The sequence below is a fragment of the Variovorax sp. WS11 genome (assembly GCF_010499245.1).
In the GTDB taxonomy this organism is placed as follows: domain Bacteria; phylum Pseudomonadota; class Gammaproteobacteria; order Burkholderiales; family Burkholderiaceae_C; genus Variovorax.
The window spans coordinates 307278-324182 of sequence record NZ_JAAGOW010000005.1 but is presented as its reverse complement, the minus strand read 5'-3'; the positions used below and the strand labels follow the sequence as shown (position 1 = coordinate 324182).

The following is a 16905-nucleotide window of genomic DNA, read 5'->3' as shown; positions in this document are numbered from 1 at the left end:
GCTCACGCCGCATCTCGCCTCCCGCGCATCAATCCACGCGCTTGCCGGTGCCCTGGAAAACGTTGTTGATCGGGTGGGTCTGAATCATCCGGATCGTGTCCTCCCGGCGGTCGACGTGGATCTTGAACGTCACGTTGCCCGCATCGAAGAAGTGCACGGTGCCGCTGCAGTCGTCGTTGACGAAATACTCCCCGTGGGCGCCGCCTGCAGGCGGCGAGACGACGACGCCGAGATCGCCGGGTGGGTTGGCGATGGCGAGCTGCGGCGTGGTCAGCGTCCCGTCGCCGTTGAACTGCATCACTTCCAGGATCGCCTTGGGAAACCAAGGCGTACCAGGCGCGCTGTCCGGCGCCCGCTGGAATCCCAGGGCGGTGAAAACGTACTGTCCGCGGAGGTTTTCGTTCCTGCATCTCTTCGGCGGATCCGCTGCAGCGACGAAGGCGGGGAGGCACAGGATCAGCGGGAGGGCAGCCTTCAGAGCGTTCTTCATGTTTTCTCCTTGTGAGTGCCGCACAGCGCGGACCCGAGGGTGAACGATCGCCGTGCCGCCTTCAGGCGTCACGAAGCAAGGCTTGAAAAATTCCTGAAAAAGCGTTGAATCCGCGCCATGCCCGATGAAGACGCCTACAGATTCGGTGAGTTCGTGCTCGAGAGATCGCAGCGGCGGGTGCTGCGCCCGGATGGCAAGTCGATCGAGCTCACGCCGCGCCTCTTTAGCGCGCTCCTGTTCTTCGTCGAGCATGCGGGGGAGCTGCTCGACAAGAAGACGCTGTTCCAGGCCCTCTGGCCAGGCCTGGTCGTCGAGGAGAACAACCTGAGCCAAGTGGTGGCGGGGCTGCGGCGGGCGCTGGGTGACGACGCCCAGGGAAGCCGCTTTATCCAGACCGTGCCCCGGCACGGCTTTCGTTTCGTTGCGCCCGTCTTGAAGGAGCGTCACGTCGATGTGACGAAAGCCGCACCGAAGGAGACCCCCGCACCGGTGCCCCCCGCAGACTCCGGACGGCGCCGCCACTTGCGCCTGGCGCTCGGCGCGGGTGCCGCCGTCGTGCTGGCTGGCGCTGGATGGGCAACTTGGGTCCGCCGCCCGGTCGCGCCGGCGAAATTCACCCTGGCCGTCCTGCCCTTCAAGCCGCTCGCGGCGGAAGGCCGGGACAAGCTGCTTGAAGTCGGAATGGCCGACAGCCTGATTGCCAGGCTCTCCACGGCACCTGGGCTGGTTGTACGCTCCACAGGCGCCGTGCTGCGTTACGCCGGCGCTGCGCAAGACCCGGTGCGCGCCGCACGCGAGCTCGAGGTCGCCTGGATCGTCGACGGCTCGCTGCAACGACGCGGCAATCTGCTGCGCGCGACCGCCCGCTTGCTGCATGCAGCCGATGGTGTCGCCGTGTGGAGCGGTGGTTTCGACCAGAAGTTCACGGATGTGTTCGAAGTGCAGGACCAGATCTCCCATCGGGTCATGGAAGCGTTGCTGCCCATGCTGCAGGCGCGGCTCGGCACACCGGCGCAACTTGCCGAGATCGGTGGCACGCGCAACACGGAGGCCTACGAGCTCTACCTGGCCGCGCGATGGCGGGCGCAGGGCGGCCGGGCCGACGAAGTCGACAAGGGCGTCTCGCTGCTCAATCAGGCGATCGGTATCGACCCCTCGTATGCGATGGCCTGGGTGGAGCTGGCGCAAGTCCATCGGCGCAAGCTGTGGAACTCCGATGGGCTGGCATCGGAGGTCTTCGAGCCGGCCGATGCTGCCTTGCAGAATGCACTTGCACTGGTGCCCAACCTGGCGGAGGCCCATGCCGGCATCGGCTTCAGTCGATTCTGGTTCGAATTCGACTGGCCAAGCGCCGAGCAGTCGTTTCGGCACGCGCTGGCGCTCAACCCCAACACCACCACCGCGCACTGGGGCCTGGCCGCGCTGCTCTTGAGCCAGGACCGCCTCTCCGAGGGTTTCGTTCACCTTCGAGCGGCGCGCTCGCTCAATCCGATGTCCCCGGTGTACAACACGGTCGAAGCCAGCCTCCTGCTCGCCGGCGGGCAGAAGGACGAAGCGCGAATGCGGCTGAACCGCTCGCTCGATATCGAGCCCAATCTCTGGTTGACCCATCTGGCCCTGGGCTTGCTGTACATGTCCGATCAGCGCCCGAAAGAAGGCATCGCCGCGATGCGGCGCGCGGTGAGGCTGTCCGACTGCACACGCCCCAAAGCCGTGCTAGGCGTGCAGTTGGCGCTTCTCGGGGAAGGCGAAGAGGCACGGCAGATCCTCGACCAATTGACGAACGAATCGAAGACGCGGTACGTCACGCCGACTTCGATCGCATCGCTGCATGCGGCGCTCGGCGAAACGGCCTCGGCGCTCACGACCCTGGAACATGGCCTCGTGGCGCGAGACACCCGAATGGTCTTTCTGAAGGATGATCCCCACTGGAGGGGCCTGCGCGCGGAACCGCGTTTTGTGGCCCTCATGAAAGCACTCAAGCTGGATCGCTATGGGCCGGGTCTGACGCCGATCTGATGGGTCATCGACCGCTACTCGGGCTCGACGCGCCATGAATTTCTCTCACCGCTGGTGAGAGAAAGCCCGCCGAGGCGCCTATTCGCCCTTGATGTTCCGCTCCCGCACCACCGCGCGCCACTTCGCCGTCTCGGCCTGGATGTAGCTGCTGAATTGCTCCGGCGTCCCGCCGACCGGATCGATGCCGGCATCGGCGAGCTTGCGCTTCACCTCGGCGGGCGCGATCGCCTTCAGGTAGGCGGCGTTCAACGCACGGATGACCGGCTCGGGCGTTCCGGCGCGGACGGTGAAGCCCTGCCAGCCCTCCACCTCGAAGCCCTTGACGCCCTGCTCGGCCAGCGTCGGCACGTTGGGGTAGGCCGCAATGCGCTTCGAACCCGCAACGGCGATCGGGCGCAGCTTGCCGGACTCGATGTGCGGCCGGGCCGAGGCGCGGTCCAGGAACATCATGCCGACCTGGCCGCCGAGCAGGTCCTGCACGGCGGGCCCGCCGCCCTTGTAGGTGATGGCGACCAGCTTCATGCCGGTCTCGCGCGCGAGCAGTTCGGTGGCGAGGTGATGGGTGGTGCCCACGCTGGGCGAGGCATAGCTGAGCCCGCCCGGCGCACGCCCGGCCGCGGCGACCAGTTCCTGCAGGTTGCTCACCGGCAGCGCGCTCGGGTTGACCACGAGGAGGAAGTCGAACTTGGCCGTCATGGTCACCGGTGCCAGGTCCTTCAAGGGGTCGTAGGAAAGCTTCTCGAACATGCTGGGATTGACGGCGTAGGTCGTCATGTCGCCCAGCAGAAAGGTGTGGCCGTCGGCCGGCAACTGCCTGGCCACCGCGGTGGCGCCGATGATGCCGGAGGCGCCGGGACGGTTCTCGACCACCACCGCCTGGCCCAGCGCCTCGCCCATGCCGGGTGCGACCAGGCGCGCGAAGAAGTCGGTGCCGCCGCCGGCGGGGTAGGGGACGATCAGCCGGATCGGCTGGCTGGGCCAGCCCGATTGCGCGAAGGCCGCGGGCGCCAGGGCGGCCGCGGCGGCGAAGGCAAGAAGGGTGCGTCGATGCATGGTGATGTGTCCTCGCTTATGTCGTCTTGACGTCCCGCTGAAGAATCCTGGACAGCGCTGCCGCGAGCGTGGCCTGCGCCGTGTCGCTGCGCCCCACCGAGCGCCAGCCCACGTGCTGGTCGGGCCGCACGAGAATCGCGCCTTCGTCGGAGACGCCGCTCAGGTGGCGCCAGATGCGATCGGCATCGCGCACGGCGGCGTCGTCGGAAATCTCGATCACTTCGATCGGCAGGTCGATCGCGCGGGCCACGGCGGCAGCCGCCTCGGCCCAGCCCGATGTCTTGCGGCCGGTGAGCAGCACGAAGCTGCCCGGCTTCACCAGGTCCAGCGTCGAGACCGTTCGGCCGTCGCGCTCGAGCCAGGCATGCGGCAGGCGGTGCCCCGGCCGCGTGGTCGGCACGTAGGTCTGCCCAAGCGGATCGCGCTCCGGCGCCGGCGTGCCGTCGGGCATGACCGCGCCGATGTCGTAGTGGTAGCCCAGCTCGATGTCGTGCGCCTGCCATTCCATGCGCTGCACGTCCATGATTTTCGCCAGCCGCGCGCGGCGGGTGCGGCCTTCGGCGTCGTCGGCGAAGAAGCGGCGGAAGTTGGCGTGGCTCAGCTCGGCGTTGCCGCGTACCAGCCCGATGCCGGCATCGGTCAGCTGGTGGTTCTGGAAGGTCATGAGCGCCCACTGGATGTTGGCCGCCGCCACCGGGCGGCGCTCCGATTCGTAGCTGTCGAGCAGGCCGTCGTGCGCCTGGCCCTTCAGCACCGCGGCGATCTTCCACGTGAGGTTGTGCGCGTCCTGGATGGCGGAGTTCAGCCCCAGGCCGGTGGTGGGCGGATGGCGGTGCGCGGCGTCGCCGGCCAGCAGCACGCGGCCCCAGCGGTAGCGGTCGACCAGCACGCCCTCCACCGTCCAGTGGCCGATGCCGATGATCTCCGGCTGCAGGTCCGGGATCTTCAGCAGCTCGCGCATGCGCGGCAGCAGCGAGGCTTCTTCGAAGCGCGAGGGATCGTCGGGGCGGAAGCTGAAGTGAAACATCCACTCTTCGGAGTGCCGCCCGAAGCGCGTCGGGCCCAGCTGCCCCAGCACGCCGCTGGCCCAGGAGCCGCCTTCCGGGTTGACGAACCAGGTGGTCATCGAATAGTCGTCGTCCCAGTATTGCGACAAGTCGGCGCGGAAGTACACGGTCACCATGTGGGCCAGGTCGGTGGCGCCGGTCATGACGGCGCCCACCGCCGGCCCCACCGTCTTTCCGCCGTCGGCGCCGATCAGGTATTTGGCGCGCACGCGGATGTCCTGCTCGGTGGCGCGGTCGCGCACGATCGCGCTCACGCCCTGTTCGTCCTGCTCGAAGGACTGCAGCTGGTGGTTGTAGAGCACCTGCGCGCGGTCTTCCGCCGAGGCCAGATCGCGCAGCAGCGGCTCCATGCGCACCTGCGGGTACAGCGTCGATTCGCAGGGGCTGTCCTTCGCATAGTGCTGCGCCAGCGAGCCGCCGCCGAAGGACTCGATGCGGTAGAAGGTGCGCCGGTCCAGTTCGCCGTCGCCGGCGAGCGTGGTGCACCAGCGGATGTGCGAGATGTGCTCGAGCGGCATGGAGCGCTCGTACACGCGGTCGGCCACGCCGAACTGGCGCAGCAGCTCCATCGTGCGCTGGCTGATGTAGCGGGCCTTGGGCAGGCGCCCGGGTGCGGGATGGCGCTCGATCAGCAGGCTGCGGATGCCCTGGCGCGACAGGAACAGCGAGGAGGCGAGGCCGCAGCCGCCGCCGCCGACGACCAGGACCGGGACTTCGATGTCTCTCATGGTGCTTTCTTCGGATGTGATTGATGGGCCGTGATGCGCGCGAACAGCGCGCGGTGGCTTTGCGCCATCGATGCGCTGTGAGGCCTGCGCTGGTGGGTGAGCGCCTCGGCGAGTTCGCGCCAGTCCGCGGGCGACAGGTAGTCCACCGCCACCGGCAGCACGTAGCTCTCCTCGACTTCCATGTGGCCGAGATAGACGTCGACGTGGGTCTGCACCAGCAGCTCGAAGGCCTCGCGGCGGGCCTCGCCCATCAGCTCCCAGGCAGTGAGGGCGTGCTCCAGTTCGCGCACGGCAGATTCGCCGCGCTCGTGTTCGGCATCCAGCCGATCGAGCACGGGACGCAGGGCCGGGCAGCGCTCGCGGATGCGGGGGAACAGCAGCTCGCTCTCGCTCGCATGGTGGACGCGGGCCGGCATCTCGTCCAGGTAGAACACCATCGCGCGCAGCGCGTCGAAGTCCGGCGGACGGCCGCAGTGCCGGGCCTGCTCGACGGCCTCGCGCAGGGCTCGCAGGACCATGGCGAGAGACTCGTGGTCTTCGCGGATCAGCTGGATGGCAGCAGGCGGCTGCATGGTTCGGGGCGGCGACGTGTTGGCATGTCTGCATTGACGCACGGCCGCGCTCCGGGGTCAGTCCCCGCGACGGGGGACGCCCTTCGCCCGCGCCGGGCGCGGACGAGCGGAAAGCTCAATGCAGGGTGGAGGAGGCCATGCCGCCCTGGAAGCGCTCGGCGCTCCAGTGGTTCCAGCGGGCGAGGTACCAGGTCAGGAGCTCGCGTTCGCTGCCGATCGCCAGGCGCTGGTAGGCACGCTTGCGGTAGGTCTTGACCGTCTCTTCGCTGACGGACAGGTCCAAGGCGATGCCGACCGAAGAGAGGCCGTACAGGATCCGGGCGCACACCTCGGCCTCGCGCCGCGGCAGCGGGCTGGTGGCGACGATGCAGTGTTCGATGTCGGCCAGCGCGGTCAGCGCCTGCGCTACGTTGGGCCGGCTCTGGCAGACGTCCGCGTGCTTGGCCAGCATGGCGACCAGGAGCTCGGCCGTCTGGCTCAGCTTCTCGATGGCTTCCTGGGCGAAAGGCGAGTGAGGGTCGCCGCGCAGCACGCTCAGCCCGATGGCGCCATTGCCGCTGCGGCCGCACAGGAGGATGCGGTCGCGCACGTGCGGGTACACGCGCGGGCGCAGGTCGTCGTAGCCGTGGTCCCTGAAGTCGACGTGAATGAGGGTGGCCGTGGCGCTCTCGACGCAACGCTGGGCTTCGGTCATGGCCGGGTCGTGCCGCCACAGGCCCTGCTTGACGTAGCTGTCGACCCGGTCGCGGGCGGTGCGCTCCGGCTCCACGCAGCAGGCGGCCACCTCGCGCAGCTCGTCGCGCCCCAGGTGGAAGGCCGCGAAGTGGTCGGCACCGCACAGCGCGTGCAGGTAGGCGGCCAGCGCGGGGCCGAAGCGGTCATTGCCCATGCTGTCGACGAGGCGTGCGAGGGAGGTTTCGGGAGTGGGCCCGGCGGCGGGCCGATCCTGGACCGTCAACGTCATCATGGCTGTGTCTCCTAGGTGGTGGGGGCGCCTCGCGCCCGGACTTCTCGGTCCCGTGGCGCATTTCATTTTCCGTAATCAGATTACGCTGATCGAAATCTCGACTGTGTCAGTGGATACCCTTGTTTGTCTTAATGGATCAACCATTCAGGCCCAGCCCATCCGGCGCGAGACCTCTTCGGCGCGCGCGGCCAGGGTGGATGCGACAGGGCCGTCGAGCCGGGTGTCGATGAGGCCTGCCGAGCCCATCACGGTGATCACGCCGACCACGGCACCGGCGTGATCGAAGATCGGCGCCGAGACGCCGTGCAGCCCGGGATTGACGTCACCCAGCACGCGCGCGAGCTTGTGGCGGCGCACGTCTTCGAACAGTGCCTCGACGTCGGCCTTGCTCATCGTGCTTGCGATCCGGGTCGGGGTGGCGCCCGGATGCTGCGAGCCGGCCATTTCCCGCTGGATCAGCGAGGCGGTCACCGACGGCGGAAGGTAGGCGCCGAACACCCGGCCGGTGGACGACGTGAGCAGGGGCATGACCGAGCCCGGCCGGCCGCTGATGATCAGCGCATCGTTGGTTTCCTCGAAGCGAACGAAGGTGGGGCCGGCCGCGCCCCAGACCGCCAGGCCGACGGTGAAGCCGAGCTCGTCGCGCAACTCGCCGAGCGTGGGCGATGCCGCCTGCACGACATTGAGCCGCCGCAACGCCGCCAATCCCATGCGCACGGCCAGCGGCCCGAGCCTGTAGCCGCCGCTCGCGGCATCGCGCTCGGCCAGTCCGTTGCGGCAGAAGCTCACCAGGTAGCGGTGCGCCTTGGGCGGCTGCATCTCGGCACGCTCGGCCACGGTCTTGAGCATCAGCGGTGCGCCGGTATCGATCAGCGCCGACAGCACGCGCACGGCGGTGTCCACGGCCTGGACGCCGCCTGCGTCGTCTTCGCCGGGAGACGCGCCGTTGCCGTTCGGGCTGTCTTCGGTCGGGTTCATCCGCATCAGCCTAGCATGCGCCACCGTGCGGAAGAGGCTTCAGCTTCGCGCCGCCGACAGCAGGCCAGCGAAGCGCGCCACGCGCTGGCCCTGGTAGCGGGCCGCGGCGAGTTTCTCTTCCGGAAGGCCCTTGCCCCGACCATCGGTGAAGCTGATGCCGTAGGGGTTGCCGCCCGCCGCATACAGCAGCTTGTCGGTGTAGCCCACCGGCACGATGATCGCGCCCCAGTGATAGAAGACGTTGTGCAGCGCGAGCAGCGTGGACTCCTGGCCGCCATGCACATTGCCCGCGCCGGTGAAGGCCGCGGCAGCCTTGTCCTGCAGCTTGCCCTGCGCCCAAAGCGGCCCCAGCGTGTCGATGTACTGCTTGAGCTGCGCCGCCGGCAGGCCGAAGCGCGTGGGCGTGCCGAAGACGAAGCCGTCGGCCCAGGCCATGTCGTCCAGCGTGGCCTCGGGCACATCGGACGTGGCCTCCAGGTGTTCCTTCCAGCCCGGCTTGGCGGCGATGGCCTCGGGGCCGGCCAGCTCGCGCGCCTTGCGCAGGCGGGTCTGCGCGCCGGTCGCGCGCGCGCCTTCCTCGACGGCGCGCGCCATCTGCCAGGTGTGGCCGGTGCTGCTGTAGTAGACGATGGTCACGTTGGCCATGAAGTTCTTCTTTTCTAGACGGTGAGGACGATCTTTCCGAAGTGCCGGTTGGCGGCCATGCGCGCCAAGGCGCCGCCGGCTTCGGCCAGCGCAAAGCGGCTGTCGATCGGCAGCCTGAGCCGGCGCTCGCCGATGGCGTTGCCGAGGTCGGCCAGCATCTTCGCGTTGAGGGTGCGGATCTCCGCGCTGGAGCGGGTGCGGAAGGTGACGCCGATGTAGCTGATGCGCCGCAGCGCATGCAGCTGGAAATCGAACTCACCGCCGGCACCGCCCAGGCGCCCCAGGTTGACGATGCGCCCGCCGATCGCGGCCGTCTGCATGGTCTGGGAGAAGTGCTGGCCGGTGACCTGGTCGACGATCACTTCCACGCCCTTGCCGCCGGTGGCTTCCAGCACGCGCTGGTGCCATTCGGGCTCGCCGGGGTCGAGTGCGAGGTCGGCGCCGAACTCGGCCAGCCGGGCCCGGCGCTCCGCGCTGGTGGAAGTGCCGATCACCCGGCCGGCGCCGAGCAGGCGCGCGATCTGCAGGCCCATCAGGCCGACGCCCGAGGAGGCGCCGTGGATGAGCACGTCCTGCCCGCGCTGCAGCTGCCCATGGGTGACGATGGCGTCGTGCATGGCCTGCAGGGCGAGCGTGAGGATGCTGGCTTCTTCGTAGGGCAGGGCAGCGTCGGGAATCCTGCAGGCACGGCCGCCATCGGTGACGGCGTACTCGGCGTAGGCGCCGGCGCCGGTGCACATCACGCGGTCGCCCGGCTTCCAGTCCCCGGCTTCCGGCCCGGCCTCCACCACCTCGCCGGCCCACTCCATGCCGATCACGCTGTCGTTCTTCGCAGCGAGCCCGGCGAGGTCGGCGCGGTTCAGGCTGGCGGCCTTGACGCGCACCAGGATTTCGTTGGGCTTGGGCTGCGGCACCGGGACGTCGGCCAGCCGCGCGCCCTCCGCCGTGGAGATGATGGCTTTCATCCGGCCAGCATAGGCAGCGCCCCTGGCGCGGTATGCCCCCCTGCGACGGGACAGACAGACGGTCGCGCGCGGCTAAGCTGGAACGCATGATCTACGAGCTGCGCCTCTATTCCGTCGCCCCGGGCCGCATGGCCGACGTGCACACGCGCTTCAACGAGCACTTCCCGGCGCTGTTCGCCAAGCACGGCGTCGATTGCGTGGCACGCTGGAACGCGGTGGCCGGCCCCGATGCGCCGCGCTTCGTCTACCTGATGGCCTACCGCGACTACGCGCACCGGGAAGCGGTGTGGGCCAGCTTCTACGCGGACGCGCAGTGGTGGCGCATCCGCGCCGAGACCAACGCCGGGCACGAGATGGTCGAGCGGCACGACCTGTTCTTCCTCAAGCCCAATGCGGCCTGGCCGGCGGCATCCGACGCGGAGGCGCCGGTGGGCGGCCTGCACGAGCTGGTGCAGCAGCAGATCGCGCCCGGGCAGAACGCCAACGCGAACGTGTTCCTGAAGGAGACGTGGCTTCCGTCGGTACGCGAGGCAGGAGGGCGCGTCCTGGCGGTGTGGGACGTGGCTTCCGGTGCGGGCATGCAGAAGATCGTGCTGTTGTATGCCTGGCCGGATGCGGCGACCTGGCATGCGGGGCGGCAGGCGATGGATAGGAGCGAGGCGTTGCGCGAGGCCTTCGCCGAGCAGCGCAGGACGCATGGCACGGCGCTGTTCGAGCGCGCCGAGGTGAACCTGCTGGACCCGGCGCCGGGCATGACGATCCGTGCGGGGCTGGGGCGCGGCAGGGCCTGAGCGGACCTTCGGCGCTCACGCGGCGTTGATCGCCAGTTGCGCGGCGAACGCCCGTTGGTAGGCCGGCCGCGCTTCGCCGCGAGCGACATAGGCGGCCAGGCTGGGAAACTCGTTCAGCAGGCCGGACGGTCTCAGCCGGAGCAGCACCGACACCATCAGCAGGTCGCCCGCGCTGAAGCCGCCGTCGAGCCAGTCGCCGTCGCCCAGGCGGGCGGCCAGCTGGTTCAGTCGGGCGCGCACCCGGTCCACGACGAGGGGCAGGCGCTCGGCCTTCCAGGGCCTGTCGCCTTCCACCAGCTTGACGGTGACGAGTTCGAGGATGGGAGGCTCGACCGTATTGAGCGCCGCGAACATCCACGTGATGGCGCGCGCCCTTGCGTTGGCATCGGCGGGGAACAGGCCGGGGCGGCGCTCGGCGATGTGCAGCACGATGGAGCCGGTCTCGAACAGCGCGAGCTCGCCTTCGTCGTAGGTGGGGATCTGGCCGAAGGGATGCAGCGCCAGATGCGCGGCCTCCTTCATCGCGCGGAAGGACACCAGGCGCACCTCGTAGGGCAGGCCGGCTTCCTCCAGCGCCCAGCGCACGCGCGTGTCTCGCGCCAGACCCTTGCCGCCGTCGGGCGACCGTTCGAAGGCGGTGATGGTGATGGTCATCGTGCGTGTCCTTTCGTGCTCGAACCCCAGAGGTATCGCTCGGCATTTCGAATCCCTGATTATTTCCAAGACATGAACGCCAAGGTGCGAAAACGCACATACGCGGGGCCCTTGGCCGGCGCAAACTTCATCCCACACCAACCCGTTCGATGACTTGAAGGAAACCGACATGAACACCGCTTCCAAGCTCCTCTCCGGCTTTGCGCTCGCGATCCTCGCTGCCGCAGGCGTTCAGGCAGAAACCTATCATGGCGTGGTCAAGGTCACATCGACGCAGACCCGCGCTGCAGTCCGCGCTGAAGGCGTCGTGGCCGCACGCAGCGGCGACCAGTTCAGCGATGTGGCCGGGCAGGGCGTCGCCCGTATCGCCAGCTCTGTCGAGCGAGCTTCGGTTCGTTCGCAAGGAGTCCTTGCCGCTCGCAGTGCGAACCCGTATGCGGAAGGCTACGGTCAAGGCGTGACGCGCGTCGAATCGCATGTCGACCGCGCCAGCGTGCGCATCCAGGCCCGCGCAGTTGCGCGCGGGGATGACCTCGCGATCTGAAGCGCGGCGCCCTGGGGCATCAAGGCGCGTTCGAACTGTGCACCGAGAACGGCCTGAACGGCAGGCTCAAGCCCCCGGCGTACTCGCCATTCGGCGTCAGTGTCGGGCATCCGGGACCGTCCGACGGACAGAAGCTGGTCTGGCTCGACGGCAGGGAGTAGCGCACGATCCCGCAGCGGTACTGCTTGATCGAGGCGCCCGAATAGTCCGCCACGGCGACCATGCAACCACTGGTCGAATACTGGTCGAGCTCGGCCACGGCGACAGGATCGACTCGCGAATCGGCCATCCGGCGGATCACGCTGCCGGTGCCGTCGTTTCGAAAGCCGACCCAGCCCCATTGGCGCTCGGCGCGCCGGTAGAACAGCACCGCGGTATTCAAGGCGTCCGGACGCTGATCCAGGCCCTTCGACTCCGATAGCCCGGTGACGCCGGCGCCAAGCCCGGTGACGCGGCCCACTTCGGCGATGTCCGCGGGATCAGGCGTCGTCGGCTTGGGCCCGGCGGCATAGCGCCCGAGCGAGTAGATGCGCAGCGTTCCGTCCTGCGTGGCGATCCATGCGCGTGGTTGGCGGGGCGTGGTTCGCCAGTAGGGCGTGTCGGGAACGCGCTCGCGGTCATCCTTGTTCCAGTACGAGCGCACGGTCGTTGCAACGCCGGTGGGCTTTCCGTCGAGGTTGACGATCTTCACCAGCACGGGCGCCGATTGCGGGTGCGCCGCAATCGGGTATGGCCACTGGTCCGGCCCCATGCCGATGTTCCGAGTCTCGGCGTTGCTCTCTTCGCTGTTCAGGAACATGCCGTTCGTGAACCGGAGGTAGGGGCCGAGATCGATGAAGGCCGCCTTCTTCTCCGAATTCGAGATGACCACGGCGACGCCGCCCTTGGCATAGGTGGCATGGAATTCACCGCCCGGCAGGAACTTCGAACGGTTCTGCGCGAGGGGCGAGGCGAGCAGGCCGATGCTCGAGACTTCTTTTCCCACCGGGTGCACCACCGCATCGAAGGGCGTCATGCCGGTCGTGACCTTGATGCCGGTCGGGGCCTTCATGGTGTCGGGCAAGTCGACGTAGCCGACGATCTTCATGAAGATGAAATTGCCTTGGTCCCAGAAGCCGACGTGCACGGAATCGATGAAGCCGTGCCACCAGTCGTAGCGGGGTCCTTTCAGGGTGCAGCCCTCGCATGTGGCACCGAGCGAGACGATGGCGACCTTTCCTTTCACGTTGACTGTGTCCCACAGGGACACCACGGCCAGTTCGCCGCCGGCCGTCGAACTGATGCCGGTCGGCACGAGGCCAACCGGAAACTGCACCGACGCGCGGTTCGAGGCCGTCGTGTTGCCGATCGTGAAGAGCGTGGCTCCCCTCGTCGCGCTGCCCTGCGTGCCGATGATCGAGACGCGGCAGGAGCTGTCCGCCGAGTTGGCGCAGCGGTCGGCAACGATCGGGAGGTCAGCCGCCTCGTTCGGCGACAGCACGCCGTCGCGGTAGTAGCCGTCCATCGCGGAGGGCAGCAACTTTCCCGCTTGCCACAAGATCTGCGGGCGCTGCATCCACGTGTTGCGATCCACGGCAGAGGCCTGGAACCACGCAACCGAATCAGAGGCGGACGAGCCGGCGAGCGGCACGCCGATCGCCGCCCCGTGCGTGCTCACATAGTTGTTCGACATGGCTGTCGATTCCTTGCCGAGCTGATACGCCACCTTGCAGGTGCCGCCGCAATGACTGATCTGCCCGACGTCGGCACGCAGCGGAAATGTCTGCACGTCGGTCCTCGTCGGCGGCTCGCCGAAGCGGTAGGTGATCGCGGCCGGCGAACTGTAGGCGTTGCCGATGGCTTTGTAGGCGGCAGGGTTCACCACCCCGGATGCATTCACGATGTCGTTGGGCAGCGCTCCCGCGAAAGACGCTCCGCCGCTGCCGGCGACCTTCGCCCGTGTCGAGTCGACCGGCTGCGCGTGCGCTGCTGAAGCGAGAAACAGGAGGATGAGGAAGAGGTGTTTCATGGCTGCGAACCTCATCGTCCCACATGGCAGCCGATCGACTGTCAATCAGAACGCATGGCGGATGCCAAAATCGTATCCGGTGGAACGACGCGGTGCGAATCCTGACGTTCCCGCACCCGTGGAGAGGCACGTCACGCCGCCCGTTACCGCCCCCATGACGGCCGGATTGTTCTGGCCGTCCTTGATCCGAATCCGGGCTGCCGTCGCGTAGAGCGCCGTGCGCTTGGAGAGGTTGTACTCGTATCCGATCGCAAGCTTGTTGACGGACGCGTCACGCCGCGGTGTCAGAGGAGTCGCGAGCGGCCCCAAGTCGTTGTCGAACTTGACGCGTGAGTAGGCGGCCTTGATCAGCCCCGGGCCGACAGGCACAGTGACGCCCAGGAGCCCGCCCTTGTACTTGTCCGAATCGCGCAGCGTGACGGAGCCCAGCACCGGAACCGGCGCCGCCGACAGCGCCCGGTCCGTGACTTGCGAAACCTCGCCGAAGATCTTCATGAACCCAAGATCGTACGAGGCACCGAGATTGATGGTCTTGATCTTCTCGTCGAGATTGACGCCGGTGGGCAGTCCAATGGCGTTCACGCCGGTGGTGTCCGCTGCCGTGCTCTCTCCGTACGCCAAAGCAACATCGAGCGGCCCCGCGGCATAGCCCAAGCGGCCACCGAAATAGCGCCCCTTCCTGCTCGGACTTCCCGGCAGATTGCTTTGCGAGGCGTTCTCGTGCAGGGCGTATTGAAATTGCCCATAGACCCCGCCCAGGTTGGGCGGAAGGAAGTAACCGATGCCGTTGCTGGTGCGAAGGTAGTTGTCGGAAGCGGCCACCGGGGAGCCAGGACCTCTCACGACCTGCAAGCTGGTTCCGACGCTCGACACGACATTGGCACCGACGCCGATCGTGCTGAACGGGCTGAACACCGAGTCGTTCCAGAATGTCGGGGTGAAGTCGCGGCCCATGCGAAGCTCGCCGAACGGACCCGACAAACTGACGGTGGACCGCCGATTGAAACTGGAGATCGCGGTCGCTCCGTTGTCGGGTGTGGTTCCGGCCTCCAGCCAAAAGCCGGCGGCAAGTCCACCGCCAAGATCTTCCGTGCCGCGAAAGCCCAGACGACTGTTGGAGACATTGCTGTTGGACAAGGCAGTCTGGCTCTTGGTGACGCCACCCGGCGCGATGGCGGGTGGAAGTACAAATGACGCCGTGTTGTTGTAGAAGTCGCTCTTGGCGCTGTAGTGGCTGACCCCGACATCGACCACGCCGAAGAGCGTGAGGGACGACTGGGCCGTCGCCGCGGTGGTGCAGGACAGCAGGCTCGCTGCCACGATGGTGGTTTTGTTCATGTTCTGATTTCCGTGGAAAGGGTGAAGCGATGCGCGACGTCCCGCGTCACTCGGGCTTGAAGCCGGCGCCCTTGAGCAGTTCGGCGCTTTGAGTCACGAAGCTGGCGACGTAGCGCTTGAACTGCTCGGCATCCTGGGTCACGGGCTCGACGCCCAGGCTTGCCAGCGCGCCCGACTTGCCCAGCTCGGTCATGGCGGCGTTGATCGCACCGTTGAGCAACTGGACGCGATCGGCGGGCGTGCCCTTGGGCGCCCACACGCCGTACCACGATCCGTATGTGAAGCCGGGCAGCCCGCTCTCCTGCACGGTCGGCACATCGGGCACGAGCGGGCTGCGTTTGGCGGAGGTGATTGCGATGGGACGCACGCGGCCGGCCTTGGCCAACGGCAGCACAGATATCATTGAATCCATCAGAAGCTGAACGTGTCCGCCCCCTACGTCCACTAGCGCTGGTTGCGTTCCTTTGTAGGGAACATAGGTGAACTTGACGTTGCCCTGTTTCGCCAGAAGCAGCGTGGCCAGGTGACTGGGTGCCCCCGCCGCGGGTATCGCCGCCGTCCACTTTTCCGGTTCCTTCTTGACCGCAGCAAGTACCTCGGTGAGCTTGCGAGGCTCGAGCTGAGGCGCGATGACGAGCATCAGCGGCGCCTCGGCAACGCGGGCAATCGGCGAGAAGTCCGTTTGCGGGTCGTAGGGCGGCGTGGCGACGACCTCTTTGGCCAGCACGTGCGTGGCGGCGGAGAACAGCAGCGTATAGCCATCGGCGGAAGCGGTCTGGACCGCCTTCCCGCCCAGGGCGCCATTCGCGCCGGCGCGGTTTTCCACAATCACCGATACCCCGAGCTGCGTGTGAAGTTGATTGGCCAGCAGGCGAGCGATGTTGTCTACGCCGCCTCCCGCAGCAAACGGAACAATGATGCGGATCAGTCGATCGGGGAATTTGGCGCTCTGCGCCCATGCGGGTGCGACCGCGAGCATCGCGCACGCGACCAGGACTTTCAGTGATCTCATGGAGTCTCCTTTGATTTTGATGAGGGATCCGGTGAAGAGGCCGCCGGCGGTCTCTGGCGGCGACGGCGCTCGAAGACGCGCAGAGACTCGTCCATCGACTCCGCATCGACGCCTCGCGTGATGAACACAATCCGGGTGCGTCTGTCCGCGCTCGGCCAAGCCGGCAGTGACTCGGGCGGCTGGTACAGGTGCTGGACGCCGTGGAACACGAGCGGCTGCTCGGGCTGCTCCTGCAGGTTGACGATTCCCTTCACGCGCAGCAGGTCTTCGCCCCGCATGGCGATCACCATGTCGAGCCAGGCGTAGAAGCCGTCGCGCGGAAGCGGGTCGTCGCGCACGATCACGAACGAATTGATGCCGCCCGAGTGCGGCGACGGCTCGCCTGCGCCGCCGGCGGCCGGAATCGGTCTGTAAGACAGGCCACTCTCCACGGGGACGGAGCGTGAGTCGTTCGTGCGCGTCTCCATCGTCTGCCGCAGCACTCGCGTGTGCTCGTCGCGCTGCTGATTCACAACGCCCGTCGGATTCAGGGCCCTCAGGCGGTCCAACAATGCGGGCGAGATCGGTTCTTTCAGCAGGTCCATCTTCGTGAGGAACAGCTGATCGGCCATGGCGACCTGCCTGGCGGCCTCCGGATGTCGTTCGAGCGTGCCAAGCGCCAACACGGCGTCGACCGTGCAGCACACGCCCGACAACACGAAGCGATCCTTGACGGCAGGCTCTCCCATCAAGGTTCGGAGGATGGGCGCAGGGTCGGCGAGGCCGCTGGTCTCGATCACGACCTGGCGCAGCGCCGGGCCGCCGGTTGCGTCTCGTTCGCCGAGACTCACCAGCGCCCCGATGAGATCGCCGCGCACCGCGCAACACATGCAGCCGTTGGCCAGCAGGATGGTGTCTTCAGTCGTCTGAGCGATGAGATCGTGGTCGATGCCGATCTCACCGAACTCGTTGACGATCACCGCGGTTCCTTGCAGATCGGGTTCCCGTAGAAGCTCGTTCAGGAGCGTCGTCTTGCCGCTACCCAGAAACCCGGTGAGCACCGTCACGGGCACGCGATCGCGCCCGGGCCGGTCG

General features: G+C 67.6%; 16 protein-coding genes. 3 read left to right on the top strand and 13 right to left on the bottom strand.

Going from position 1 to position 16905, the window contains the following annotated elements; genetic code table 11:
* Window positions 1-28 precede the first annotated feature (28 nt).
* On the bottom strand, window positions 29-490 hold the full coding sequence (locus GXN78_RS36030; RefSeq protein WP_106560705.1) for a hypothetical protein: 462 nt from the start codon (window positions 488-490) through the stop codon (window positions 29-31).
* A 117-nt stretch (window positions 491-607) separates the two neighbouring features.
* Between GXN78_RS36030 and GXN78_RS36025 the strand changes: the two genes are divergently transcribed.
* Complete coding sequence (locus GXN78_RS36025; RefSeq protein ID WP_106560706.1) at window positions 608-2509, top strand: winged helix-turn-helix domain-containing protein; 1902 nt, start codon at window positions 608-610, stop codon at window positions 2507-2509.
* 78 nt (window positions 2510-2587) lie between these two features.
* On the opposite strand, the gene GXN78_RS36020 is transcribed toward GXN78_RS36025, so the two are convergent.
* From GXN78_RS36020 to GXN78_RS35990, 7 genes are all read right to left on the bottom strand, one after another.
* The gene (locus GXN78_RS36020) at window positions 2588-3562 is read right to left on the bottom strand and encodes a tripartite tricarboxylate transporter substrate binding protein (RefSeq protein ID WP_219910128.1); all 975 of its coding nucleotides are present in this window, start codon (window positions 3560-3562) and stop codon (window positions 2588-2590) included.
* Between the two features lie 16 nt (window positions 3563-3578).
* Complete coding sequence (locus GXN78_RS36015) at window positions 3579-5357, bottom strand: FAD-dependent monooxygenase (RefSeq protein WP_106560708.1); 1779 nt, start codon at window positions 5355-5357, stop codon at window positions 3579-3581.
* Window positions 5354-5929 (bottom strand): hemerythrin domain-containing protein, encoded by a 576-nt coding sequence (locus GXN78_RS36010; RefSeq protein WP_106560709.1) that lies wholly within the window; start codon window positions 5927-5929, stop codon window positions 5354-5356. Before GXN78_RS36010 ends, GXN78_RS36015 begins: the two co-directional genes overlap by 4 nt.
* Window positions 5930-6044: 115 nt before the next feature.
* On the bottom strand, window positions 6045-6896 hold the full coding sequence (locus GXN78_RS36005; RefSeq protein WP_106560710.1) for a helix-turn-helix transcriptional regulator: 852 nt from the start codon (window positions 6894-6896) through the stop codon (window positions 6045-6047).
* A 144-nt stretch (window positions 6897-7040) separates the two neighbouring features.
* Complete coding sequence (locus tag GXN78_RS36000) at window positions 7041-7874, bottom strand: IclR family transcriptional regulator (protein WP_164256253.1); 834 nt, start codon at window positions 7872-7874, stop codon at window positions 7041-7043.
* Window positions 7875-7913: 39 nt separating this feature from the next.
* Window positions 7914-8519, bottom strand: a complete 606-nt coding sequence (gene wrbA / locus GXN78_RS35995) for an NAD(P)H:quinone oxidoreductase (RefSeq protein WP_106560712.1) — start codon at window positions 8517-8519, stop codon at window positions 7914-7916.
* Between the two features lie 14 nt (window positions 8520-8533).
* Window positions 8534-9484, bottom strand: coding sequence for a zinc-binding dehydrogenase (locus GXN78_RS35990; RefSeq protein WP_106560713.1), 951 nt, complete (start codon window positions 9482-9484; stop codon window positions 8534-8536).
* An 86-nt stretch (window positions 9485-9570) separates the two neighbouring features.
* On the opposite strand from GXN78_RS35990, the gene GXN78_RS35985 reads away from it, so the two are divergent.
* The gene (locus GXN78_RS35985) at window positions 9571-10275 is read left to right on the top strand and encodes an NIPSNAP family protein (protein WP_164256251.1); all 705 of its coding nucleotides are present in this window, start codon (window positions 9571-9573) and stop codon (window positions 10273-10275) included.
* A 15-nt stretch (window positions 10276-10290) separates the two neighbouring features.
* On the opposite strand, the gene GXN78_RS35980 is transcribed toward GXN78_RS35985, so the two are convergent.
* Window positions 10291-10929: a glutathione S-transferase family protein gene (locus GXN78_RS35980; protein ID WP_106560715.1), complete on the bottom strand. Its 639-nt coding sequence runs from the start codon at window positions 10927-10929 to the stop codon at window positions 10291-10293.
* A gap of 169 nt (window positions 10930-11098) precedes the next feature.
* Between GXN78_RS35980 and GXN78_RS35975 the strand changes: the two genes are divergently transcribed.
* Window positions 11099-11473: a helicase SNF2 gene (locus GXN78_RS35975; RefSeq protein ID WP_106560716.1), complete on the top strand. Its 375-nt coding sequence runs from the start codon at window positions 11099-11101 to the stop codon at window positions 11471-11473.
* A 19-nt stretch (window positions 11474-11492) separates the two neighbouring features.
* Here the strand turns inward: GXN78_RS35975 and GXN78_RS35970 are convergent, their stop codons facing one another.
* The 4 genes from GXN78_RS35970 to GXN78_RS35955 are packed head-to-tail and all read right to left on the bottom strand — an operon-like array spanning window position 11493 to window position 16883.
* Window positions 11493-13481, bottom strand: a complete 1989-nt coding sequence (locus tag GXN78_RS35970) for a hypothetical protein (RefSeq protein ID WP_106560717.1) — start codon at window positions 13479-13481, stop codon at window positions 11493-11495.
* Window positions 13482-13526: 45 nt separating this feature from the next.
* Window positions 13527-14819 carry a porin gene (locus tag GXN78_RS35965; protein ID WP_106560718.1) on the bottom strand — a complete coding sequence of 431 codons (1293 nt, stop codon included), beginning with the start codon at window positions 14817-14819 and terminating at the stop codon, window positions 13527-13529.
* Window positions 14820-14865: 46 nt separating this feature from the next.
* The gene (locus tag GXN78_RS35960) at window positions 14866-15798 is read right to left on the bottom strand and encodes a tripartite tricarboxylate transporter substrate binding protein (RefSeq protein WP_239143145.1); all 933 of its coding nucleotides are present in this window, start codon (window positions 15796-15798) and stop codon (window positions 14866-14868) included.
* A gap of 29 nt (window positions 15799-15827) precedes the next feature.
* Window positions 15828-16883, bottom strand: coding sequence for a GTP-binding protein (locus GXN78_RS35955; RefSeq protein ID WP_343231047.1), 1056 nt, complete (start codon window positions 16881-16883; stop codon window positions 15828-15830).
* Between the last annotated feature and the right edge of the window lie 22 nt (window positions 16884-16905).